Origin of the sequence: Paenibacillus sp. 2KB_20, assembly GCF_052115765.1 — a bacterium.
Taxonomy (GTDB): domain Bacteria; phylum Bacillota; class Bacilli; order Paenibacillales; family Paenibacillaceae; genus Paenibacillus_AQ.
The window spans coordinates 240,474-259,717 of sequence record NZ_JBFRHH010000008.1; the positions used below are offsets into that span (position 1 = coordinate 240,474).

General features: G+C 45.8%; 19 protein-coding genes. 11 read left to right on the top strand and 8 right to left on the bottom strand.

The genetic code is table 11. The annotated features are described in order from the left end of the window. The first annotated feature begins 103 nt into the window (after window positions 1-103). Both AB4124_RS23330 and AB4124_RS23335 read left to right on the top strand, forming a co-directional pair. On the top strand, window positions 104-952 hold the full coding sequence (locus AB4124_RS23330) for a GNAT family N-acetyltransferase (RefSeq protein WP_441974316.1): 849 nt from the start codon (window positions 104-106) through the stop codon (window positions 950-952). Between the two features lie 76 nt (window positions 953-1,028). Continuing rightward, window positions 1,029-1,841 carry a sugar phosphate isomerase/epimerase family protein gene (locus AB4124_RS23335; RefSeq protein WP_441974317.1) on the top strand — a complete coding sequence of 271 codons (813 nt, stop codon included), beginning with the start codon at window positions 1,029-1,031 and terminating at the stop codon, window positions 1,839-1,841. A gap of 830 nt (window positions 1,842-2,671) precedes the next feature. On the opposite strand, the gene AB4124_RS23340 is transcribed toward AB4124_RS23335, so the two are convergent. Next, the gene (locus tag AB4124_RS23340; RefSeq protein ID WP_441974318.1) at window positions 2,672-4,516 is read right to left on the bottom strand and encodes an ABC transporter ATP-binding protein; all 1,845 of its coding nucleotides are present in this window, start codon (window positions 4,514-4,516) and stop codon (window positions 2,672-2,674) included. Beyond that, window positions 4,509-6,245: an ABC transporter ATP-binding protein gene (locus AB4124_RS23345; protein ID WP_441974319.1), complete on the bottom strand. Its 1,737-nt coding sequence runs from the start codon at window positions 6,243-6,245 to the stop codon at window positions 4,509-4,511. Before AB4124_RS23345 ends, AB4124_RS23340 begins: the two co-directional genes overlap by 8 nt. Before the next feature lie 186 nt (window positions 6,246-6,431). Between AB4124_RS23345 and AB4124_RS23350 the strand changes: the two genes are divergently transcribed. The 3 genes from AB4124_RS23350 (at window position 6,432) to AB4124_RS23360 (ending at window position 8,216) form a co-directional block, all read left to right on the top strand. Beyond that, entirely contained in the window at window positions 6,432-7,334 is a 903-nt protein-coding gene (locus tag AB4124_RS23350) for a M15 family metallopeptidase (protein ID WP_441974320.1), read from the top strand. Continuing rightward, window positions 7,331-7,873: a VanZ family protein gene (locus tag AB4124_RS23355; protein ID WP_076321266.1), complete on the top strand. Its 543-nt coding sequence runs from the start codon at window positions 7,331-7,333 to the stop codon at window positions 7,871-7,873. Before AB4124_RS23350 ends, AB4124_RS23355 begins: the two co-directional genes overlap by 4 nt. A gap of 100 nt (window positions 7,874-7,973) precedes the next feature. Next, on the top strand, window positions 7,974-8,216 hold the full coding sequence (locus AB4124_RS23360; protein ID WP_441974321.1) for a hypothetical protein: 243 nt from the start codon (window positions 7,974-7,976) through the stop codon (window positions 8,214-8,216). A gap of 61 nt (window positions 8,217-8,277) precedes the next feature. Here the strand turns inward: AB4124_RS23360 and AB4124_RS23365 are convergent, their stop codons facing one another. Further along, a complete protein-coding gene (locus AB4124_RS23365; RefSeq protein ID WP_441974322.1) occupies window positions 8,278-9,498 on the bottom strand; it encodes an RNA polymerase sigma factor in 1,221 nt (406 codons plus the stop codon). 221 nt (window positions 9,499-9,719) lie between these two features. Here AB4124_RS23365 and AB4124_RS23370 point away from each other — a divergent pair, with 221 nt between their 5' ends. Further along, window positions 9,720-10,121 carry a hypothetical protein gene (locus AB4124_RS23370; protein WP_076321269.1) on the top strand — a complete coding sequence of 134 codons (402 nt, stop codon included), beginning with the start codon at window positions 9,720-9,722 and terminating at the stop codon, window positions 10,119-10,121. A gap of 103 nt (window positions 10,122-10,224) precedes the next feature. Here the strand turns inward: AB4124_RS23370 and AB4124_RS23375 are convergent, their stop codons facing one another. After that, entirely contained in the window at window positions 10,225-11,136 is a 912-nt protein-coding gene (locus AB4124_RS23375; RefSeq protein ID WP_441974323.1) for an aminoglycoside phosphotransferase family protein, read from the bottom strand. Window positions 11,137-11,374: 238 nt separating this feature from the next. Here AB4124_RS23375 and AB4124_RS23380 point away from each other — a divergent pair, with 238 nt between their 5' ends. Then, window positions 11,375-11,689, top strand: coding sequence for a DUF1904 family protein (locus AB4124_RS23380; RefSeq protein WP_076321271.1), 315 nt, complete (start codon window positions 11,375-11,377; stop codon window positions 11,687-11,689). Window positions 11,690-11,802: 113 nt separating this feature from the next. Here the strand turns inward: AB4124_RS23380 and AB4124_RS23385 are convergent, their stop codons facing one another. Further along, window positions 11,803-12,672, bottom strand: coding sequence for a LysR substrate-binding domain-containing protein (locus AB4124_RS23385; protein ID WP_441974324.1), 870 nt, complete (start codon window positions 12,670-12,672; stop codon window positions 11,803-11,805). Window positions 12,673-12,814: 142 nt separating this feature from the next. Between AB4124_RS23385 and AB4124_RS23390 the strand changes: the two genes are divergently transcribed. Beyond that, window positions 12,815-13,498, top strand: coding sequence for a VOC family protein (locus AB4124_RS23390; protein WP_441974325.1), 684 nt, complete (start codon window positions 12,815-12,817; stop codon window positions 13,496-13,498). 50 nt (window positions 13,499-13,548) lie between these two features. Continuing rightward, complete coding sequence (locus tag AB4124_RS23395) at window positions 13,549-14,496, top strand: aminoglycoside phosphotransferase family protein (RefSeq protein WP_441974326.1); 948 nt, start codon at window positions 13,549-13,551, stop codon at window positions 14,494-14,496. 87 nt (window positions 14,497-14,583) lie between these two features. Here the strand turns inward: AB4124_RS23395 and mraY are convergent, their stop codons facing one another. After that, a complete protein-coding gene (gene mraY, locus AB4124_RS23400; RefSeq protein ID WP_441974327.1) occupies window positions 14,584-15,534 on the bottom strand; it encodes a phospho-N-acetylmuramoyl-pentapeptide-transferase in 951 nt (316 codons plus the stop codon). Between the two features lie 142 nt (window positions 15,535-15,676). Beyond that, window positions 15,677-16,261: a TetR/AcrR family transcriptional regulator C-terminal domain-containing protein gene (locus tag AB4124_RS23405; RefSeq protein WP_441974328.1), complete on the bottom strand. Its 585-nt coding sequence runs from the start codon at window positions 16,259-16,261 to the stop codon at window positions 15,677-15,679. A 507-nt stretch (window positions 16,262-16,768) separates the two neighbouring features. Here AB4124_RS23405 and xerA point away from each other — a divergent pair. Both xerA and AB4124_RS23415 read left to right on the top strand, forming a co-directional pair. Beyond that, window positions 16,769-17,878 carry a site-specific tyrosine recombinase/integron integrase gene (gene xerA / locus AB4124_RS23410; RefSeq protein WP_441974329.1) on the top strand — a complete coding sequence of 370 codons (1,110 nt, stop codon included), beginning with the start codon at window positions 16,769-16,771 and terminating at the stop codon, window positions 17,876-17,878. A gap of 120 nt (window positions 17,879-17,998) precedes the next feature. Beyond that, a complete protein-coding gene (locus tag AB4124_RS23415) occupies window positions 17,999-18,532 on the top strand; it encodes a GNAT family N-acetyltransferase (protein ID WP_076321277.1) in 534 nt (177 codons plus the stop codon). Window positions 18,533-18,926: 394 nt separating this feature from the next. Here AB4124_RS23415 and AB4124_RS23420 read toward each other — a convergent pair whose 3' ends face one another. After that, on the bottom strand, window positions 18,927-19,010 hold the full coding sequence (locus tag AB4124_RS23420) for a putative holin-like toxin (protein WP_220687457.1): 84 nt from the start codon (window positions 19,008-19,010) through the stop codon (window positions 18,927-18,929). Window positions 19,011-19,244: the final 234 nt, after the last annotated feature.

Below are 19,244 nucleotides of genomic sequence, written 5' to 3' on the forward strand. Positions count from 1 at the left end.
CGGTATGTGTGATTTTTTTATTATAGAAGATAAATCCCTTTGCCCACTCCTCTTCCAACCTATATAATGGGCCTAATTCAAAAGGGTATGAGGAGGGGGACTTATGGAATACAGATTAATAAAGGCGGATCCCAAGATGTTCTCGAAATATTTTGCTACCTATTATAAGAATAATTGGTTTAGACCGAGCTGGGGTGATTTAACCAAGGTTCTAGCGGATTCGGACGACGGTTACTGGGTTGTCTTAGGTGAAGATAAAGTGGCGGGAGTTTATTTGTCTGACCATTCCATCGGACTTGTGTTTGGTATCCCCCCATATTCTATTACCACAAAGATGATTGATTACGTGAAGAGCTATACCTTAAAATCCTGGAACTTGACAGAGTCTCTGCATGCTCATAATGTTCTGGTTGAGCAGGAGATCGCTTTTCGTGAAAATGGTTTCGTTCAGGTTGAATCCAGGCAATGCATGATGCGGCCTACCGAACAGCTGGAAACATCGATGGATCTCCATTATATGGATAGAAGGCCCACAATAGAAGATATGTCTAAGATTGTAGAGGTGTTTAGGGAAGCGTATGCAAATGGCCCGGATGAGCGGGAAGTCCAGGTTTATGCGGATGATGCGGCCCGATATTTTGACATAGTGGACCCCAAGCTGTTGGAAGCCTCTTCAGTAGTATATGACCGAACAACGGAAGAAATCGTCGGTGTATGTTTGATCTCTTTATGGGAGGGCCTGCCACTCGTTTATAGCATCGCAGTATTACCCCAACATCGAGGGCTGGGGTTGGCGAGCGCGATGCTGGATAGGGCATTAACCGTCTTGGAGCCTGATTACCCTGTGCTGCGCCTCTTTGTAACGACGGGGAATCAAGCGGAGCAACTGTATAGGAAGAAAGGTTTTCTCTCCGGCGGGGAATATCATCATCTTAAATACACCATAGAGTAAGATATGTGCGCAGGGTGTTTGGTAGTGTGATAAACGGAAGATCGTGCTTTGATCTATTCTCTAAGGGGGCATTCGGGTGAATATTTCGATTGGCGGCTATTCTTTTTATAATACGTTTCTGGATGGAAAAATGGATGTGTTCGGTTATTTGGAGACGGTGAAGTACCGGTACCGAATGGATGCGGTTGATTTGTGGAACGGTTTTTTCATCGATCGGAGCGATAGCGTATATAAGCTTGCTGATAAGAGTTACATCCGGAAAATCAGAGAGGCACTGGATGAGAAAGAGATGAGGGTGGTTAACTTTGCTGTGGATGGAGCGCACCTATGGGATCCAGACCCGGATATCCGGCAGAAGCTGTACGAGAACGCGCTGGTTCATCTGGATGCCGCTGAAATCCTGGGCGCCGAAACCGTGCGAATCGACACCGGCGGCAGTTATAAGGAATCGGAGCCGATGACTAATGAACAGTTCGAGTATACCGTTAAACGTTATCGGGAATATGCGGATCGTGCAGCGGATGGCGGTTATACCATTGGTCCGGAAAATCATATGGGCGCATCGCTGCTTCCGCGAGAAATGAAACGGCTTGCCGAGGAAGTCCAACATCCGGCTTTTGGTTTTCTGCTTCATCTTGGCAGATGGAAGGCAGATGAGGCTGAAGGTGATGAGATGGTTGCCCCATGGACGGTACATACTCATTTTGATGCAAAAACAGCAGTCCATCCCGATGCGGAGGAGAAGGTACGGAGCCTGATCGCAGGCGGATACAAGAGTTACTGGGGCGTCGAATACAATGCGCCGCACAACCAATATGTGGAGATGGAATGGATTATCGGGGCTGTAAAACGGATCGTGAGTAATGCCAGTCGAGTTGAGTTGGAATGATGAAATCGTGCGAGATGGTTGCTTTGTATTGCAATGGAAGTGCGTGCGTTTGAAGAGCGTTTGAAGAGCGTTTGAAGAGCGTTTGTATTGCGTTTGAAAGGCATTTGAAAGGCATTTATATTGCATTGTATGGCATTTGCATTGCATTGCATTGTATTTGTATTTGTATTGCGTAGTATGGCATTGTATTGTATTTGTTTTGCGTCGAATTGCATTTTATTATATTATATTTGTATTTCTAACGGACTGAGCATCCGTTATCTAGTTAAAAAAGATGAGTTTAACTAGTTTAGCGGACATGAGATACGTTATTCGCCGTAAAAGTGTGATTATCGCCCTATGTTAACTGAAATAACGGATCTGGTGTCCGTTCGATTCGCGAAATTAGCAATTCTGAACGAAATAACGGACCTGGAGTCCGCTCGATTGGCGAATTCAGCGATTTTGATGGAAATGAAGGCGCTAGTGTCTGTTCGATTCGCGAATCGAGCTAGTTTGATCGAAATGAAGGGGCCTAATGTCTGCTTGATTGGCGAATTCAGCGATTTTGATGGAAATGAAGGCGCTAGTGTCTGCTCGATTTGCGAATTGAGCTGGCTTGATCGAAATGAAGGCGTTCGGGTCCGGTCGTGTCAAATGGGAAGAATAATCCGTGTTCGTCTTAGACTGATACTGATTCAGATATTGCTCTGTAGTTATAAGGGGAAGGAAGTTGTGTGGTAGACTGCGCTTTGTAAGCAGATCATTTATCCTTATAGCAGAAAACAAGAGAGCCGATTCCATGAACCGGCTCTCTTGTTTGTTGTCAGCAGCCTGTAAGCAAGGCCGCTTTAACTGGTTAACTTAAACTGGCTGTTGTATAACTCGTAATAAAAGCCGTGTTTGGCCAGCAGTTCTTCGTGTGTGCCACGCTCCGCGATACCGCCTTGATTCATGACGAGAATCTGGTCAGCCTCGCGGATCGTGCTTAGACGATGAGCGATGACAAAGCTCGTTCGGCCCTGCATCAGGGTGCGCATGGCGGTCTGAATATGCATCTCCGTCCGCGTATCGATGCTGCTGGTAGCCTCGTCCAAAATCAGTATGACCGGATCGGCAAGCACCGCACGCGCGATCGTCAAGAGCTGCCGCTGGCCCTGGCTCAGGTTGCCTCCGCCCGAGAGAAGCTGCGTATCATAGCCTTCGGGCAGCTTCATGATGAAGTCATGCGCATTGGCAAGCTTGGCGGCAGTTTCGATCTCTTCGTCCGAGGCATCAAGCCGGCCGTAGCGGATGTTCTCCCGAATCGATGCCGAGAATACATAGGCATCCTGCAGTACGATTCCCAGCTTGCTCCGAAGATTGTCCTTATCAAGCTGTCGGATGTCGACCCCATCAATGGTGATGACGCCAGAATCGATTTCATAGAAACGGGTGAGCAGATTGATGATGGTGGTTTTGCCGGCACCTGTCGGACCGACGAGTGCAATAGTCTCGCCCGGCCGAGCGGTGAGTGATACATCCTTCAGGATCGGGACGCCCTCCTTATAACTGAAGCAGACACGGTCAAATTGTACCTCCCCATACATGTCATCCGCTGCATTCTCGTCTTGATTGTCTTGGTACTCGGACTCGGTATCGATAATCTCAAAGACCCGTTCAGCACCCGCCACAGCAGATTGCACCAGGTTGAATTGATTCGCTAGATCGTTCAGCGGCCGTTGAAACTGCTTCGAGTAGTTTAGAAATGCAACGACAACACCCACGGTAGTATAATCCTTGAATGCCATATACCCGCCAACCGCCGCAATTAAAGCAAAGCTGACGTTATTCAGCACGTTCATAACCGGACCGACGGTACCCGAATAGATCTGAGCTTGAATGCTGGCATCGGTCAGCTTCTTGTTCATGACATCGAACTGCGCAGCGGCATGCCGCTCCCGGCGATATACCTGTACAACCTTCTGACCCGAAACGGTTTCCTCGATAAAGCCATTAAGCTCCCCCAACGTGCTCTGCTGCTTGGAGAAATGCTTCCTTGTCCGGCTTGCTACCGTCTTCGTAAACAGCATGACAAGCGGAATGGTCACCATACTGAGCAGCGTCAGCCATACGTTGAGGTACAGCATGATGGCAAGCGATCCAACCAGGGACAGCACGCTTGAGATTAGCTGGGTTACGCTCTGATTCAATGTCCCGGAGACGTTCTCGATATCGTTGGTCGTGCGGCTCATCAATTCGCCGTGCGTCTTGCTGTCGAAGAATCGCAGCGGAAGAATTTGAAGTCTTGCAAAAATATCCCTCCGCATGGCCTGAATAGACAGCTGGGAGACCTTAACCATGACATGCTGTTGCAGCCATGCCGTGAGCGCGGTACCCGCGTAAACGGCAAGAAGCACCGCACACAACCCCATGAGTCCCTCGAAATCTCCTGGAATGATGTAATGATCCACCGCATTTCCCAGCAGGAAAGGAGCCACCAGGGACAGAATCGTCGCGATGAGCGTGAATAAGAAAACAGCGATCATACCGCCCTTAAATGGACGAATGTAACCCCAGATCCGGCGAAGCGTTGCCATCGTATTTTTGGGCTTCGCCTTGGCCATCGTCATTCCACGCATGGGGCTGCCGCCGCGCATGCTAAAGTCCGGAGCGTCCGCATGGCCTTGCTTGGTTTCCTGATCCGCTTTAACCATGGGAAGACACCTCCTTGCCGAATTGCGATTGATAAATATCCTGGTATAACTCACAGGAAGCAAGCAGCTCGCTGTGCGTACCCTCCGCTACCAATTTTCCATCATCCAGCAGCAGTATAAGATCGGCATCGATCACGGAAGAGATCCGCTGGGCAATCATGAGGCAGGTACGACCGTTCATCAGCTGGGCTAACTCTTTCTGAAGCCTGGACTCCGTCCCCATATCGATGGCGCTTGTGCTGTCGTCAAGAATAAGAATGGCGGGGCGAAGCAATAATGCCCGTGCAATGGAGATCCGCTGCTTCTGGCCGCCGGAGAGGTTCACGCCTCTTTGTCCAAGCACGGTATCGTACCCTTCCGGCATGGACGAAATGAATTCATGCGCCTGTGCCGCCTTAGCTGCTGCCATCACTTCTTCATCGGAAGCATCCGCTTTCCCGTAGCGGATATTGTCCCGGATCGTGCCTGTGAAGAGGATGGATTCTTGAAGGACGATGCCAATGCGTTCGCGTAACGCCGATAAATCGATCTGTCGCACATCGGTCCCATCGATGAATATCCGCCCGGATGTTACATCATACAGACGGGGGAGCAGGGATACCAGCGAGGCTTTTCCCGAACCGGTTACTCCCATAATTGCGACGGTCTGCCCTGGCTGAACCTTGAAACTGATATTATGTAAAACGGGCTTCTGTATTTCCGGTTTATAGGAAAAAGTCACCTGGTCAAATACGATTTCTCCCTGCTTGCATACATTCATCGTCGGCTGAGCAATGTTTACAATCTCGGATTCCGTATGCATGACTTCTTGGATACGATCAGCGGAAACCTTAGCTGTAGAGATTCGGACCAGCATCATCGCGACGGAGGATACGGAGAATAGCACCTGCGTCACATAGTTGATAAAGGCTACCAGGCTTCCCACCTCGAAAGAGCCATCGATCGCGTTCTTCCCGCCAAGCCATAGGACAACCACGATACTGATGTTCAGTAACATGGTGAGGATGGGCATATTGAGCGCAACGATCCGTTGTGTTTTAACCGAAACTTGCGTGAAGTCGGTATTCGCTTGATGGAATCGATCCTTCTCATACCCGGCTCGCACGAATGCTTTGGATACCCGGATGCCAGCAAAATTCTCCTTCAGGACCGTATTCACCTTATCGAGTTTCTTCTGAACGGTGGCGAATAAGGGGAGGGTGGCGCGAATCAGGAAGAACATCACAACGAACAACAATGGAACGGCAATGGCCAGAATGATGGCAAGCTTGGGGCTAATGATCACCGCCATAATAATGCTTCCAATCGCGAGAAACGGAGACCGAACGAAGATGCGCAGCAGCATCTGGACCATGGTCTGAAGCTGAACGATGTCGCCCGTCAGCCGGGTGATAAGCGAACCGGTCGAGATGTCGTCCAGATTTCGGAACGAGAGAGTTTGAACCTTGCGGAACAAATCCCGGCGCAGGTCGGCACCGAAACGCTGCGAGGCAACGGAAGAATAGATCGTACATCCGAGACCTCCAAGCAGCCCGATGGCAGCCGCACCCAGCATGATAAGACCTGTATGGAGAATGTGTGAAGTATCGTTCTGCATGACACCTTGATCAATAATGCTGGCCATGAGAATGGGCTGAAGCAAATCCATGGCGACCTCCAGCAGCATGAGCAGCGGCGCAAGCAGGGCCGCAGCCCAGTGGGGACGTAAATAACGAAATAATTTGAGCAAGAATAATGGCACCTTCTTTATTCTTTTTAATCTAAATACCAAGTTAAGCCATAGGCTTCAACCTTGTCAAAGGAAAAAGGGATAAAGGCAACTTGCATCTCTTAAGAAAAACTTTAACTTTTCCCTACTTTTCCTTAAACTCTATTTATTAATCTGGATAAACCAAGCTAGAGGGAGTTGTTGAAGTTGAAAAAGGGTTTGATCATGCTCGTTATATTTCTGTTGGTCGGATGTGAGTCGATAATGACGGAGACGCCTAACGTGAATGATAGAGTAGAGAGTAGAGATGGACAGGAATCAAAAGCGGGTTCCGACACGCAATCGAATCCTCCATCAGCTGCGCAAACGATCCGTGTAACAGATGAACAAGTGACACGTGGAAATTTGGTCCTGGTCAACAAGGATTATCTGCTTGATCAGGGAGCGGTGCCGAAGGATATCGTAACATTGTTTGAGAATAAAGACTTAATGCATGGTTATGTGGTTCTGGACAACACAATCCGGTTATCGCGCAGTGTGGCAGAGAAATTCGGTGATATGGTTGAAGCCGCCGGAGAAGACGGAGTCAATCGCTTCATGATCAGCAGCGGGTATCGGGATGAGGGCGAGCAAGAACAGCTTTATCGTGAAAAAGGTTCCGATTACGCCTTGCCTCCAGGCTACAGCGAACATAATCTCGGGCTCTCGATGGATATCGGATCGACGCAGCAGTCGATTGATCGATCGCCCGAAGGGAAGTGGCTGAAGGAGCATGCATGGGCGCACGGATTCATTCTGCGATATCCTGAGGACAAGACTGAGATTACAGGCATTCAGTATGAACCGTGGCATTTTCGTTATGTTGGGCAGCCGCACAGCATGATCATGAAGGAACTGAATCTTACATTGGAGGAATATTTGGATTACCTGAAGGAACAATCCAGCTATACAACAACCGTAGAGGGGAAGGAATACGAAATAAAGTATGTACCCGTGACGTCCAAAGACATGGAGATTGAGATACCGGCGGGAAGCGAGTATGAGATATCTGGAAACAATATCGACGGAATCATTGTGACGGTACTGCTAAACAAGGATGATGAGGAATGAAATTATCGTATAAATGGATGCTTGTATTACTATATGCGCTGTATCTCTATGTCTTACTCAAGGTGATTTTATTCAAGTTCGGTTCTGTAGATATATCAGTTCTGTGGCAGCAGCTGCATCGAGCCACCGAGATCCCGGATTATGTACAAAATCGATTGCAATTCGCCAATTTCACGCCCTTTGAATCCATTCGTATGAATATCAAGCACCTTTCGAGTACGCATGACGTGGTCAATCTCTTTGGCAATATCGCCATATTCATGCCCAATGGCCTATTCGTCGGTCTTATGCTTAGGAACAAGTTCCTCGGATTCATTGGCTCCTTCACGACATCCCTGGGGTTGAGCCTGGGACTGGAATGCTCCCAGCTCTTTTTTTCAATGGGAAGTTTTGATGTGGATGATTTAATCCTGAATACGGCCGGTGGTGTGCTTGGGTACGGCATGTTTCTCGTGCTTAAACTCACCTTAGCGGGAACAACTCTTCCTACTGATGAGAGAAGAGGAAGAACGGATAAGCCTTTAACTGGGAACGAATAAGTAAGCAATCACGCGACCCGGCCGGAACTCGATCCGTTCTGTAAAATGCCCGGTTTTAAGACATCCGCTGTCCGGATACGGTCCCTGAAGTGACACGTGATTGGGAGTAGTAGGAAAAGATCGTGGTTTAGAGAGCTGGGAGCCATGGTATCATGCGGTCGGTGACGTTTCCGAAGCCCGCCATGGAGTGGTGGAACAAAAGAATAAGTATGTTTTGACGGTTGGCCGCCGTGAGGCTGCTAATCCCCCCCTTAGACAGATGTGGCATGGAAGATCTAATATGTACCTGGATAACCCGCAGACAAAGGTGATTTCCCATGTCGTGCTGGGCCGGTATGGATAACGAGAATGGCAAACGTATGGAGATAGTGGAAAACCCGGTCCTGGACCGGGTTTCTTTTGACCTAAACGAGCTGATCTTGGAGGGCTTTCGCCCACTGTTCATGAAGCTTTTCTTCGGAAAGATGGAAAATGTCGTGATAACCATCCGGGTTGCGGATGATTTGATTTAATGGACCTAGCCCATATTTTTTAATGATGAACTCAACGATCAGATAGGAGAACTGAAATCCCGTTTTGCCAAAATCCCAGGAATCATCATTGAGATCCTTGAAGCTTGGAATTGCATGATTGCTGATGGCTGCCGAAGTCGTACTTCGTATGAAATCTTCGGACATTTGCTGCGCTTCGTACCCGCCAATGCCCTGCCGGATCCATTTGGGGGCAAGGGGGTTGATGTCGCTGATCAACCACATGGTATACAAGTGCAGAGTGGACCGGAGGATCGATTGATACGTATGCTCGGGACCCGGGTTTAAGGGTGAGACGATTTTTAACGTGTTGTTATCGAACGTGCCCATGAACCAGTCAGGTGCATCCGATTCTCCAACGGCTTGATGGAATGTTGGCAGATCGGGATAGATCTCAATTACGATTTTGCGTGATGGCTGATGATTATATTTCGCTGCAATCTGTTCTACATTGTTCTTTAGTTCTTGAAACAGGTCCTGATGCACTTGGCTCTGACGATGACTTGCTTCACTTTTGCTTTCAAAGGATATCAAATCAAGAATTGACATAATCGTGATGTCACCCCATTCTTTTAATTCTTTCTTTAGCTTCTCTAAGGAACGGTACAATCGATTTTTCACCGCACTCTCGCGCATGCCCACGATCCTGGATATTTCCAAAAGCGTACAATCCACGAAGAATCGCAAGGATATAATCTGCTGATCAAGCTCACTCAGCTGCTTAAGTGCCGCGCTAATATCGATTCGAATATCTACATATCTGGCAAAATCAAGGGAGATGGACTGTGATTCATAACTTGTAAAGTCATAAGGCATCTCATGTTTACGTGATATACTTCGATATTCATTTTTAACCGTGTTCTGGGCGATCTTGAAGATCCAGGTGAACAGACTGGAATTCTCGTTAAACTTATCGAGGTTCTCCATGGCCCTTAAGAACACTAGTTGTGTTAAGTCATCTGCAGCCATTGGATTCACTTTCAGTGCGAGATAATGGCGAATCCTCAGGCGGTATTCATCATACATCTCTTCAAATGTACGCTTGGTTCCCTGGTTATCCGGATAAACAGGGAGATTGTCATGAGCTCTTGACATGGATAAGAACCTCCTCTTGACCTTACAGTTAATTAGACACCGGAGGGAGGCAAAAAGCCACATTCGACGGAAATAATTTCTGCTTATTTTCATATGGTGACTGGGCTGGTAAATCTAGGTTATTGACGCATTTGTATCAATCATCCTATAAAGGCACAAGAATGAAAGACGGCTCGGCATATGATGTCTACATGATAAATAGGGAAGCGAGGGATCCTAATATGTCATCGAAACGCGCAAGGAAATCCAGATCTGCTTCCAAATCGAGCCCTCCGCAGCATTGGGTAGGCCAACCGGTCGTGGTCGTTCTGAAGGACGGCAGCTACTATATCGGAGAACTGAATCAGATCCAAGGCCGGGAAGTAACGCTGTCAGGACTTCGTGCTAACAAAAATATGCCGGCTTCGATTGCTCGGAGCGGGGATAAAGCGCAAATCTCCGGATTTTTAAGCAACTTGTTTGGAGGTCCTCCAAGCGCTCCGGCAGTCGAAGGGGCTGAGCGAGGAGAAGGAGTCGCGGCTGTTGGCGGATTGGGCTTCTTGGGACAGATCGTGCCTCACATTACACTGGGCATGAATGTGATAAAAACCATTATGCCATTAATGGGAATGTTAAAAATATAACGTTACAAAAGCGTCAGGCAAATCACGAGACTAAGAAAAAGAAGCTTGAAGGTTTCAAGCTTCTTTTTGCATGAATTATGATTACACCATAACCATCGAACTATTACGTGGCGATGGCACGCTGAATAATCGATTTGGCTTCCAATGCAATGGCTTCATCTTTTTCGTCGATGGCTTGGATGAATATTAACATGGGGATATATACGGCGATCATTCGTGCCAGAATCTTAGTTTCTTCGTCCACTTCGCCATAGATATCATAGAAAGTCGCTCTGGAGGCCGGTGGCAGGAAGCTGTAAACGATACTCAGGTCACAGGCAGGATGGCCAATGTTTATGTCACCCCAATCAATAATGCCCGAAAGCTTGCCGGCATCATCGACCAATATGTTTTTAAAATGGAGATCCCCGTGGATTAGAATATGTCGATGCCTGGCCCGATCCAGGTGGATGCCCTGCAAATAGTCTGCAATCTCGTTCAACTCCGCCTGCGTAATATAGTGGGTAAGATTGGAGAGGAGAATCAGCATTTTGTCTTTCCGGCCGGCCAGATCGGTCAGATTACGCTGGTCAGACAATACACCCGCTTGCTGTGCTATTTCTACGGGAAATGCATGCAGGTTCTTCAGGAAGCGGGCGAGCGTTGCCGCCGACTGCATCCGCGCTTCATCTGATATTCCAATCGGAAATTTCCCGGGAAGATAGGTATACCCCAGAAAAGGTGCAGGATAGTCTTCGCTTTCTTTTCCGAAGAAAAGGGGTTTCGCATAAGGTACTGTTATGTAGTTTGCAAGCTTGGGCAGGATTTTTGCTTCGGTATTTAGTAAATTTATGGCAATATCTCTTCGGGGGAAGCGAAACACATACTCATCGCCCACGCGATAAACGGTGTTGTCCCATCCGTTGCCAATCTCCTGGACCTTGAGGGTGGACAATTGGGGAAATTGACGGTTAAGTAATAATCGGACTAACGGCTCGGTTACTTCCCATTCGGCATCCCATAGATTTCGGCCCATGATGACCTTCACCTCCATAATGAATTTCTCGTATGATGAATCGGATGTTATCAAGTCTAACGGAAATGCTCCGTAAAGGGCAATTGAAAGGATAACTATAATTGAAATTCACCTGCGAATATGTGCATCTGAATCATAGTGATTCCTTTCACAATAACAATATTGTATAGTAGAAGAGAGATAAAAGTCACTTGGGGACATCTATAAGACAATAATTTGACGAAATGAAGGGATACGAGTGCCATATTTACGCTTTAAAGGATTTACCGAAGTTTTTCTTGAAGAAATCACACCACAGGTCGTTGCCGAATTCGCCGGTATTGTTCAAATACCGCAGGAAATTGTAAAGATTGAACTGCTTCCTTATCAGATCATAACCAATACGCCGTTATCCGTGGAAATCCTCATGTTCCAGAGAACTCAGGAGATTCATGATGCTGTCGCAGCCCGCATTCACGACATCTTGTCGGAACACGGGTACCGGAACGTACATATTTTCTTCGTGATTCTTAAGCGGAATCTTTATTATAAAGAAGGCAGGCCATTAGAATAAAAAAAAGATGAAGCAAGCAAGAACAAGGATGCTGAAAATGCACCCTTGTTTTTTTATATGTGGTAAAAAGAGGCTCAATGTTTCTTGGATGCTGTCATAAGCCTGGAATCATTCTAGAAGGAATTCTCCATCCGTTTCATAAACGTACGAGCTGCTGTACTTAAATATTTGTCATTGCGATAGTACATCTCCAAATCCCTGGAAGGAGGGTGTTCGATGGCAACTGCCTTTAAACCGAGGGAATGAAAGCTGTCGATCAGTTGACTTGGTTGAATGGTCGCACCGATTCCTTCTCTCACAAGCTGAAATAGAGAGGTTACCGAACCGGTCTCGATCAGGATCTTGAGTTCAATCGCTTGCTCTTTGCACCATGCGTTGATCAGTTCGCGTCCATAAAACCCATTCGGATACATCACAAATGGAATACGTTGAAGTTCTTGAGGCTCTATTAGCTCACGGCTGGCTAAACGATGCTGTTCATGAACATAGAGACTATAGGTTTCTGTGTAAAAAGGTAGGCGGTTTAACCGGCTGTCAGGCTTAATGGCAAGACCCACCCCGATATCGACCTCATTGTTTAGCACTTGGTTCACGATATCAATGGAAGGGATGATCTGCACTTGGGTATTCGGCAACTCCTTGTGAAACTCAACAAGCAATGAAGTCAGCCGATAATCCAAATCGGAGGGAAGCACGGCTACCCGTAAATGGCCTGTGTTTAAATGGGTCAAGTCCGCAATTGCTCTCTTTGCATTTTCCATTTGCTGAATCATCTGTCGGGCATAGTGTTCCAGGATCGCTCCAGCTTCCGTCTGAACGGTTTTTTTACCCATGCGATCAAATAACGGAACCCCGACTTCATCCTCCAATACCCGTATTTGTTGACTTAAGGTGGGCTGGGAAATACCCAGTTTATGCGCCGCTTCGGAAAAATGAAGTTCCTTGCACAGCATCAAAAAATAGTGCAGCTGTCTGATCTCCATTCGATTCACTCCGTATCATATAGTTATAAACTATTGTTTATATAGAAAATATAGTATTGATCTATTATTGTTTAAAAACTACAATGAGGTCAAGTTAACCGCAGACTACAAGCAAGACAGTAATGAAGAAGGGGTGGTCCATATGAATATATTGAAAGTTGAAGTACGGACGAAACAGCTGGCTATGATCAAGAAATTCTATGTAGATCTTTTGGAATTTGAAGTCAAGAAGGACGCGGATGAACGATTGGAGCTCCAAGCCGGTCGATCAACCATCGAATTTGTTCAGGATCATGACTCCCGCGCCTTTTATCATATTGCCTTCTCCATCGCCGTTAACCAATTATCCGAAGCCATGAAGTGGTTGGAGAATAACGGGATCGAGCTGATTACTCAAGATGGCAATCAACCATTTGAATTTAAGGATTGGCCGGCATCGGCTTGTTATTTTTATGATCCTGACGGCAATTTGATTGAATTCATTGCTCATCATGCGACGGTTCACGAGCAAGTAGATTCTTTCCATGCGAAGCATATTATAGCGATTAGCGAAATCGGTCTTCCGGTGGTTGATGTCCGTGAAGAAACCCGTCGACTGCATGAAGTCTTCGGTTTATCGCTATGGAGAGGTGATGGCAAACAATTTGCAGCGATGGGTGATGAGAACGGGTTGTTGATCGTCATTGATAAACATCGGCCTTGGTTCCCTGTACACATTAAGCCCGGCATGTTTCCGACAGTGGTGTCAATTCAGGGACTAGCCCCTGAAGAACAGCATCTTGTCGTGAATGATGGACTTTATATCATATCTTCACTATCGTTATGATAAAGTGAAAGGGAGCACCAAGATTTATAAGAAGGTTGATAGGAGGACCCATGGACCGTTTACGAAACATGTTGAAGGATCACTATGGCTTGGAGAATACTGACGTTGTACCACAGCAGGGTGGCTGGGCTGCACTCGCATTTAGAGTCAGGAGCCATAACGAGCATTATTTCCTGAAGGCTTATGAGAAAAGCCGGGCATCCACTCCCAAGTGGACGGCGCTCATTGATGATTACGTGCCGATATTGCTGTGGCTTGAAGAGCATAGCCGTTTGAAGGGCAAGATTCCAGCCCCCATTCTCACGACGGACGGCAGTTATCAATGCGAGGATGACGAAGGGATCTATCTGCTGTATGAATATATCGTTGGGGACACGATTGCCGATCAAGAACTGACAGAGGATCAGGTACGGCAGCTAGCGGAGATGATCGCAGAGCTCCATCGCTATGGGGAAGAGGTTCCACTTGTGACAAGTGCCATGATGGAAAACTACACGGTGCCGTTTCTTGGGCAGCTAAAGAGCACGCTGGACGGGGAGTTGCCGTATGACCTCGGGGAAGTGCTGCTTCATTATATCGATAGATTGAAGGAAATCATGCTTAAAGTTGAAGAGTTGTCCGAAGCGCTGAAGAATCGGGATCTGGCAATGGCATTATGCCATACCGACGTACATGGATGGAATCTGATGTCTACGAGGCAGCAACTGAAGCTGATCGATTGGGAAGGACTGAAGTTGGCACCGGTTGAGGCGGATATGATGTCTTTTGTGGATGAGCCCTATTTTGAACTATTTATGAAGGTTTATAAAGAAACGCACAGTGATTATGAAATAAACGCTGAGGCGTTGCAGTTTTATCAAGGCAGACGCAAATTGGAGGATGTCTGGGAGTTCATGGAGCAGCTGCTTTATGATGTCCAGCATGACAAAGAGCGTGCGTTAACGCTCCAGAGTTTGAGAAAAGAGCTGGAAGAGATCGCTTCTTCCCATCGGGACTGATCCTTATACATGAAAAAAGCCAGCCAGTAGAGTGAAGCACGCTTCAATCCTACCAGGAGGCTTTTTTTGCTTGTCTATTTCGGTGTTTCACATCACATACTTTGCAAGTACCCAACAGAGAAGAGCCATAAACCAGGAGACAAAACCGAAGATCATCACGATTTTGTTCTCGCTCCAGCCGTACTTGAGACTGAAGTGGAAATGGATCGGGGTCATTCGGAACAGACGCAGCTTGGTCCGTTTATAGTACCATACCTGCAGGATAACCGAGAGTTGCTCGGCCAAATAGATCATGAACAGCAACGGAATCAGAATTTCGACCTTCTCGATCACCGCTAAGAATGAGAGGGAACCGCCAATGGCAAGGGATCCCGTATCGCCCATAAAAGCCCGGGCCGGATAAATGTTGTAGAGCAGCAAGCCGAGCAGACAGCCGATCATGACCAGCGAGAACATCTGAACCTCCGGTTTGTCGGAGATCAAGAAGAAGAAAAAGTAGGTGGGTATGGCCACATTGATCAACAGTCCGTCCAAACCGTCGGTAAAGTTAATGGCATTCGCCGAACCCACAATGAATAGCAGCATGATGATGACGTACACGCTAACCGGCAGATGGAGTTGGAACCCGTTGAAGAGTCGGATATCACTTGTCAGTGAAAAGAAATGGAACAGCACATACAGTAATGTGCCGGTAAACAGGAATTGAAAAACAAGCTTCATGCGACCGGAAATGCCGGACGGGTCCTGCCATGCAGCTTTTTTGAAGTCATCCATAAATCCGATCAAACTGAACAAAAGAAAGGTCGAGCATAAGAAAACGGTAAGTGGCGCGGGTTGAAATTGCAGTGACATCGCAACGCCAATCAGCAATATAAGACCTGCCATTAACGGCGTCCCGCGTTTGGCCTGATGATCGGGAGGCAGCTCGGTCCGGATTGGCTGCGTAAGCTTTAACGTACGCAATCCCCAGATAAGCAGGGGGGTGAACAGCGTTACCAGCAAGAACGATAGTCCGGATACACCCAGAATTCCATTCATCTCATACACATCTCTTTCTATCGATTTCGTGTTAGTACATTGTATTTCGATGAAATGGACAAATATTCCTTCTGATTTACGAAGTTAGCAAAAAGAGTAACGTACCTATTCTCAACTGAGAGACGCTACTCTTTTTTATATTCTAAAATTGATAGGGTCCGTTAATGGACAAACGTAATGCCATAGCCGTCATTTCCTGTGGAGTGTAGGGATATCCATTCAACATCCACCACAAGATGGTCTCGTGAAACGCGCCCGTCATAAAGTTGATCACCACGTCGGACGGAACGCTGATCTGGGCGCCTGTCTCGATAGATGCTTCAAGCCCGACATTTACAAAATAGTATAGCGTAGCTTTGAAATAACGCGTAAATGGCGTGTCCGGTTGGATTAAAATGAAGGCTTCGTAAAACTGCCGATTCTCCAGCACATGGTTGAATAAAGCTACCATATTGGAGGGCAGTTCCACATAATCAACCTCTTGAAGGGATATTTTTTTCTCGATCACGATGCAGCGTTCCAAATCTTCCATCATCTCCTTGGACATGACCTCCATTAACTCGGCTACACTACTAAAATGCTTGTAAAAGGTAGGCCGTGTCACTTGTGCCTCGGCACATAGATCCGTAATGGATATGGGATCGATTCGGGAAGCCATCATGTGAAGGAGAGCGGTTTTTATTTTTTGCAGAGTTCTGATTTCTCTCGGATCTAACTCCGGTTTCATGACGATAGCTCCACTCCTTCGCAGTTCCACAATATGTATCTCTCTATTATACAAAATACCATCATGTACTGAATCTGGGTAGGAGATGTAGTAAGATCCACGACTACTCTATTCTTCATGTAAGAATCGACGCCAAACGCAGATGGTCATATATCTTAAGATGTGAGTTGCTCGAAGACGGCATGAAGCATCAAGACCGATTCGCTACGCTCCTAGTCATCATGTTACACGCAAAGGCAGCACCAAGATTTCGCTTGCACTGCATCTTCGTGCTTGAAGTAAGGTGAGAAATGAAGTAGCCATTGCTACCTTGATTATGGTTAAATCTATTTAATGGCTACAAGAATTTTAAACCCCTAAACGTAATATTATTGAATTGAATGCGGTTAGATCATTAAGGGTGGACAGCACCGAAAGTATCGGGAGCTTACAACGTCGATAACGGCGATTGTGAGCTCTTTTTGCTTTCCAATAATTAGGTAGCTGCTATAATGAGAGGGTGGGTACGTGAGTATATGGGTGTCTCGGAATGATGAAGGTTCCTTGTATATTCGTTTTAAGTATGATGAACAAATGGTGATGAAGATTCGAGAAATTCCAGGAAGGAAATGGGTCAGTGAAAAAAAGGTCTGGATGATTCCATATACACTCGAATCCATTCAACAGTTACATACACTTTTTGAAGGAACGAAGATTCATGTTGATAGCGTGTTGATGAAAGAGTGCAGTTTGTTTAACAATGAAGTTCATATGCAGGATCACATTCCAATCTATTCATGGAATGAGTCGATAAAAAGGTCTTTCGTTGATGCACTGCAGCTTCGAGGTTATAGTAAAAACACGATAAAAGCTTATTGTAGTCAAGTCCATCGATTTCATGCTTTTGTACAGCAGCAAAATCAGAGGATGGGTCACGAGAAATTGATTCAGAGTTATTCCTTACACTTACTTCATAGGAAATGTTCTCATTCCTATGTTAATCAAGCACCCAGCGCGATCAAATTCTATGCTCAAAAAGTATTATTGCATGAGGAAACAGTCTCTTATGTTCGCCCTAAGAAAGAAAAGAAGTTGCCGAATGTGTTATCGATGAACGAAGTGATGTTGATCTTAAAAGCACTCCATAATTTAAAACATCGTGCGATCCTATACCTTACCTATTCCTCAGAATTACGGGTAGGGGAAGTGGTCCGGTTGAAAACTCCAGACATTGATTTCGAGCGAAAAACACTTCGGGTTTCTCAAGGCAAAGGTCGAAAGGATCGTCTTACGCTATTATCCGATACAGCTATGGATATGGTTCAACCGTATTTACAACAAGAAAAGCCTGAGAAGTGGATGTTCCCAGGTCAACACCCAGAGCGCCATATGACTGAACGAACTGTTCAAAAAGTGTTCGAACAAGCACGTGCTGCTTCTGGAATCCAGAAAAAGGTTAGTATTCACGCTTTGCGCCATTCATTCGCTACACATCTATTGGAAGGTGGAATTGACATTCGCTTCATTCAAGAGTTGCTCGGTCATCAAAGTGTACGGACCACCGAAAGGTACACACATGTGAGTGTGAAGGACATAAGAAGGATTAAAAGTCCGTTAGATCAATTGGAAGAGTCGTAAACATTTTTAGTGAAGGAGTGTTCACGAAGTTCGTGAACACCTCAAGAGATGATATTTTTGCGAAGTTCGTGAAAAAGACGTTACATGAAATCAATGCTGTTTATTTTGGAGGATCATTCAATGAAGGTTTATTTAGAAGCATTATCAGAACAAGATTTTACAACGATCATAGAATGGATAAATCAAAAAGATGAAGATTTCATCGTACAATGGGCAGGTTTAACTTATTCCTATCCATTAACCATAGAACAATTGAAAGCACATTACAGTAAAGGAATAAATACGATTGAATCGGATGTTTTTATATATAGGATCAAAGAGGCAGAGCAATTTGTTGGAACAATACAACTATGCAGGTTTAATAAAGAACTTGAAGAAGCTGCAATTGGAAGATTTTTAATTGGTGAAACGCAAAATCGAGGAAGAGGAATTGGAAGCAAGGCATTAAAGGAAATTGTAAAGATTGGATTTGAACAATTCAGATTAAAGGCAATAAATTTAAACGTATTTGATTTTAATGTATCGGCAATAAGATGTTACGAGAATATTGGTTTTAAGAAGATGAATCGTATGGAGAATGTATATCAAGATAAGGCAGGACGCACGTGGAATAATATCGAAATGAAATTAATCAAAGATCATTTTGTGGGCTAATTCGAGAGGGCATTGACATCATGTAACATAATATTCACGCATCGGAGCCTGGTGGCTCCTCGGTCCGTGAGATGTGATCGGCAGAGGAGTAGATTCAGCGGACACATCCGCACCGACTACCCGCATCACGGCCGGACACTGGGGGGGCCTTAAGTCGGTGGGACGTCGTGAATACGGGAACGTTAAGTGAAATTACTGCAGACAACATTACAGACCTTATATAAATAAAAATAATCAACAAAACCTATAAAAGCGTTATAAAATGAGTTATACTGAGGTAAGAATAAGTAAGGAGCCGTGCGCTAACACGGCTCCAAAGTACAATAACTGCATAAAGAGCAGTCGGCCACACTAGTCAGGTCGCAGAATAGACCGTTTCCTTAGGCAGGGCGGTCTATTTCTTTTTCATGTAGGTAAGCAATGCCAGAATGAACATGCCGAACATGAACATTAAGGAAAGTGCATCTTTGACCTCCATGGGCATCACCTCCCTTCTGGGAGATTAGCCGACCGCCCTTAWAGCCGTATATTGTACTAGAAAATTATAACATATAAGACATGAYGAAATACCATTAAAATACTATAAATAACTAGAATACATAAGAAACAATATATATCTGTAAAACATTTATGAGAATGTAAATACAGAGAAGGCAGTAACATCACTTAACAATGCATCTAAGCTGCGGGGCATTCGCCCCTTGGTTGTCAG

Coding starts and splice junctions, on each gene's coding strand:
- AB4124_RS23330 (WP_441974316.1), top strand. CDS start 104: ATGGAATACAGATTAATAAAGGCGGATCCCAAGATGTTCTCGAAATAT.
- AB4124_RS23340 (WP_441974318.1), bottom strand. CDS start 4,516: ATGGTTAAAGCGGATCAGGAAACCAAGCAAGGCCATGCGGACGCTCCG.
- AB4124_RS23355 (WP_076321266.1), top strand. CDS start 7,331: ATGAAATTATCGTATAAATGGATGCTTGTATTACTATATGCGCTGTAT.
- AB4124_RS23365 (WP_441974322.1), bottom strand. CDS start 9,498: ATGTCAAGAGCTCATGACAATCTCCCTGTTTATCCGGATAACCAGGGA.
- AB4124_RS23370 (WP_076321269.1), top strand. CDS start 9,720: ATGTCATCGAAACGCGCAAGGAAATCCAGATCTGCTTCCAAATCGAGC.
- AB4124_RS23375 (WP_441974323.1), bottom strand. CDS start 11,136: ATGGGCCGAAATCTATGGGATGCCGAATGGGAAGTAACCGAGCCGTTA.
- AB4124_RS23385 (WP_441974324.1), bottom strand. CDS start 12,672: ATGGAGATCAGACAGCTGCACTATTTTTTGATGCTGTGCAAGGAACTT.
- AB4124_RS23390 (WP_441974325.1), top strand. CDS start 12,815: ATGAATATATTGAAAGTTGAAGTACGGACGAAACAGCTGGCTATGATC.
- AB4124_RS23395 (WP_441974326.1), top strand. CDS start 13,549: ATGGACCGTTTACGAAACATGTTGAAGGATCACTATGGCTTGGAGAAT.
- mraY (WP_441974327.1), bottom strand. CDS start 15,534: ATGAATGGAATTCTGGGTGTATCCGGACTATCGTTCTTGCTGGTAACG.
- AB4124_RS23405 (WP_441974328.1), bottom strand. CDS start 16,261: ATGAAACCGGAGTTAGATCCGAGAGAAATCAGAACTCTGCAAAAAATA.
- AB4124_RS23415 (WP_076321277.1), top strand. CDS start 17,999: ATGAAGGTTTATTTAGAAGCATTATCAGAACAAGATTTTACAACGATC.
- AB4124_RS23420 (WP_220687457.1), bottom strand. CDS start 19,010: ATGGAGGTCAAAGATGCACTTTCCTTAATGTTCATGTTCGGCATGTTC.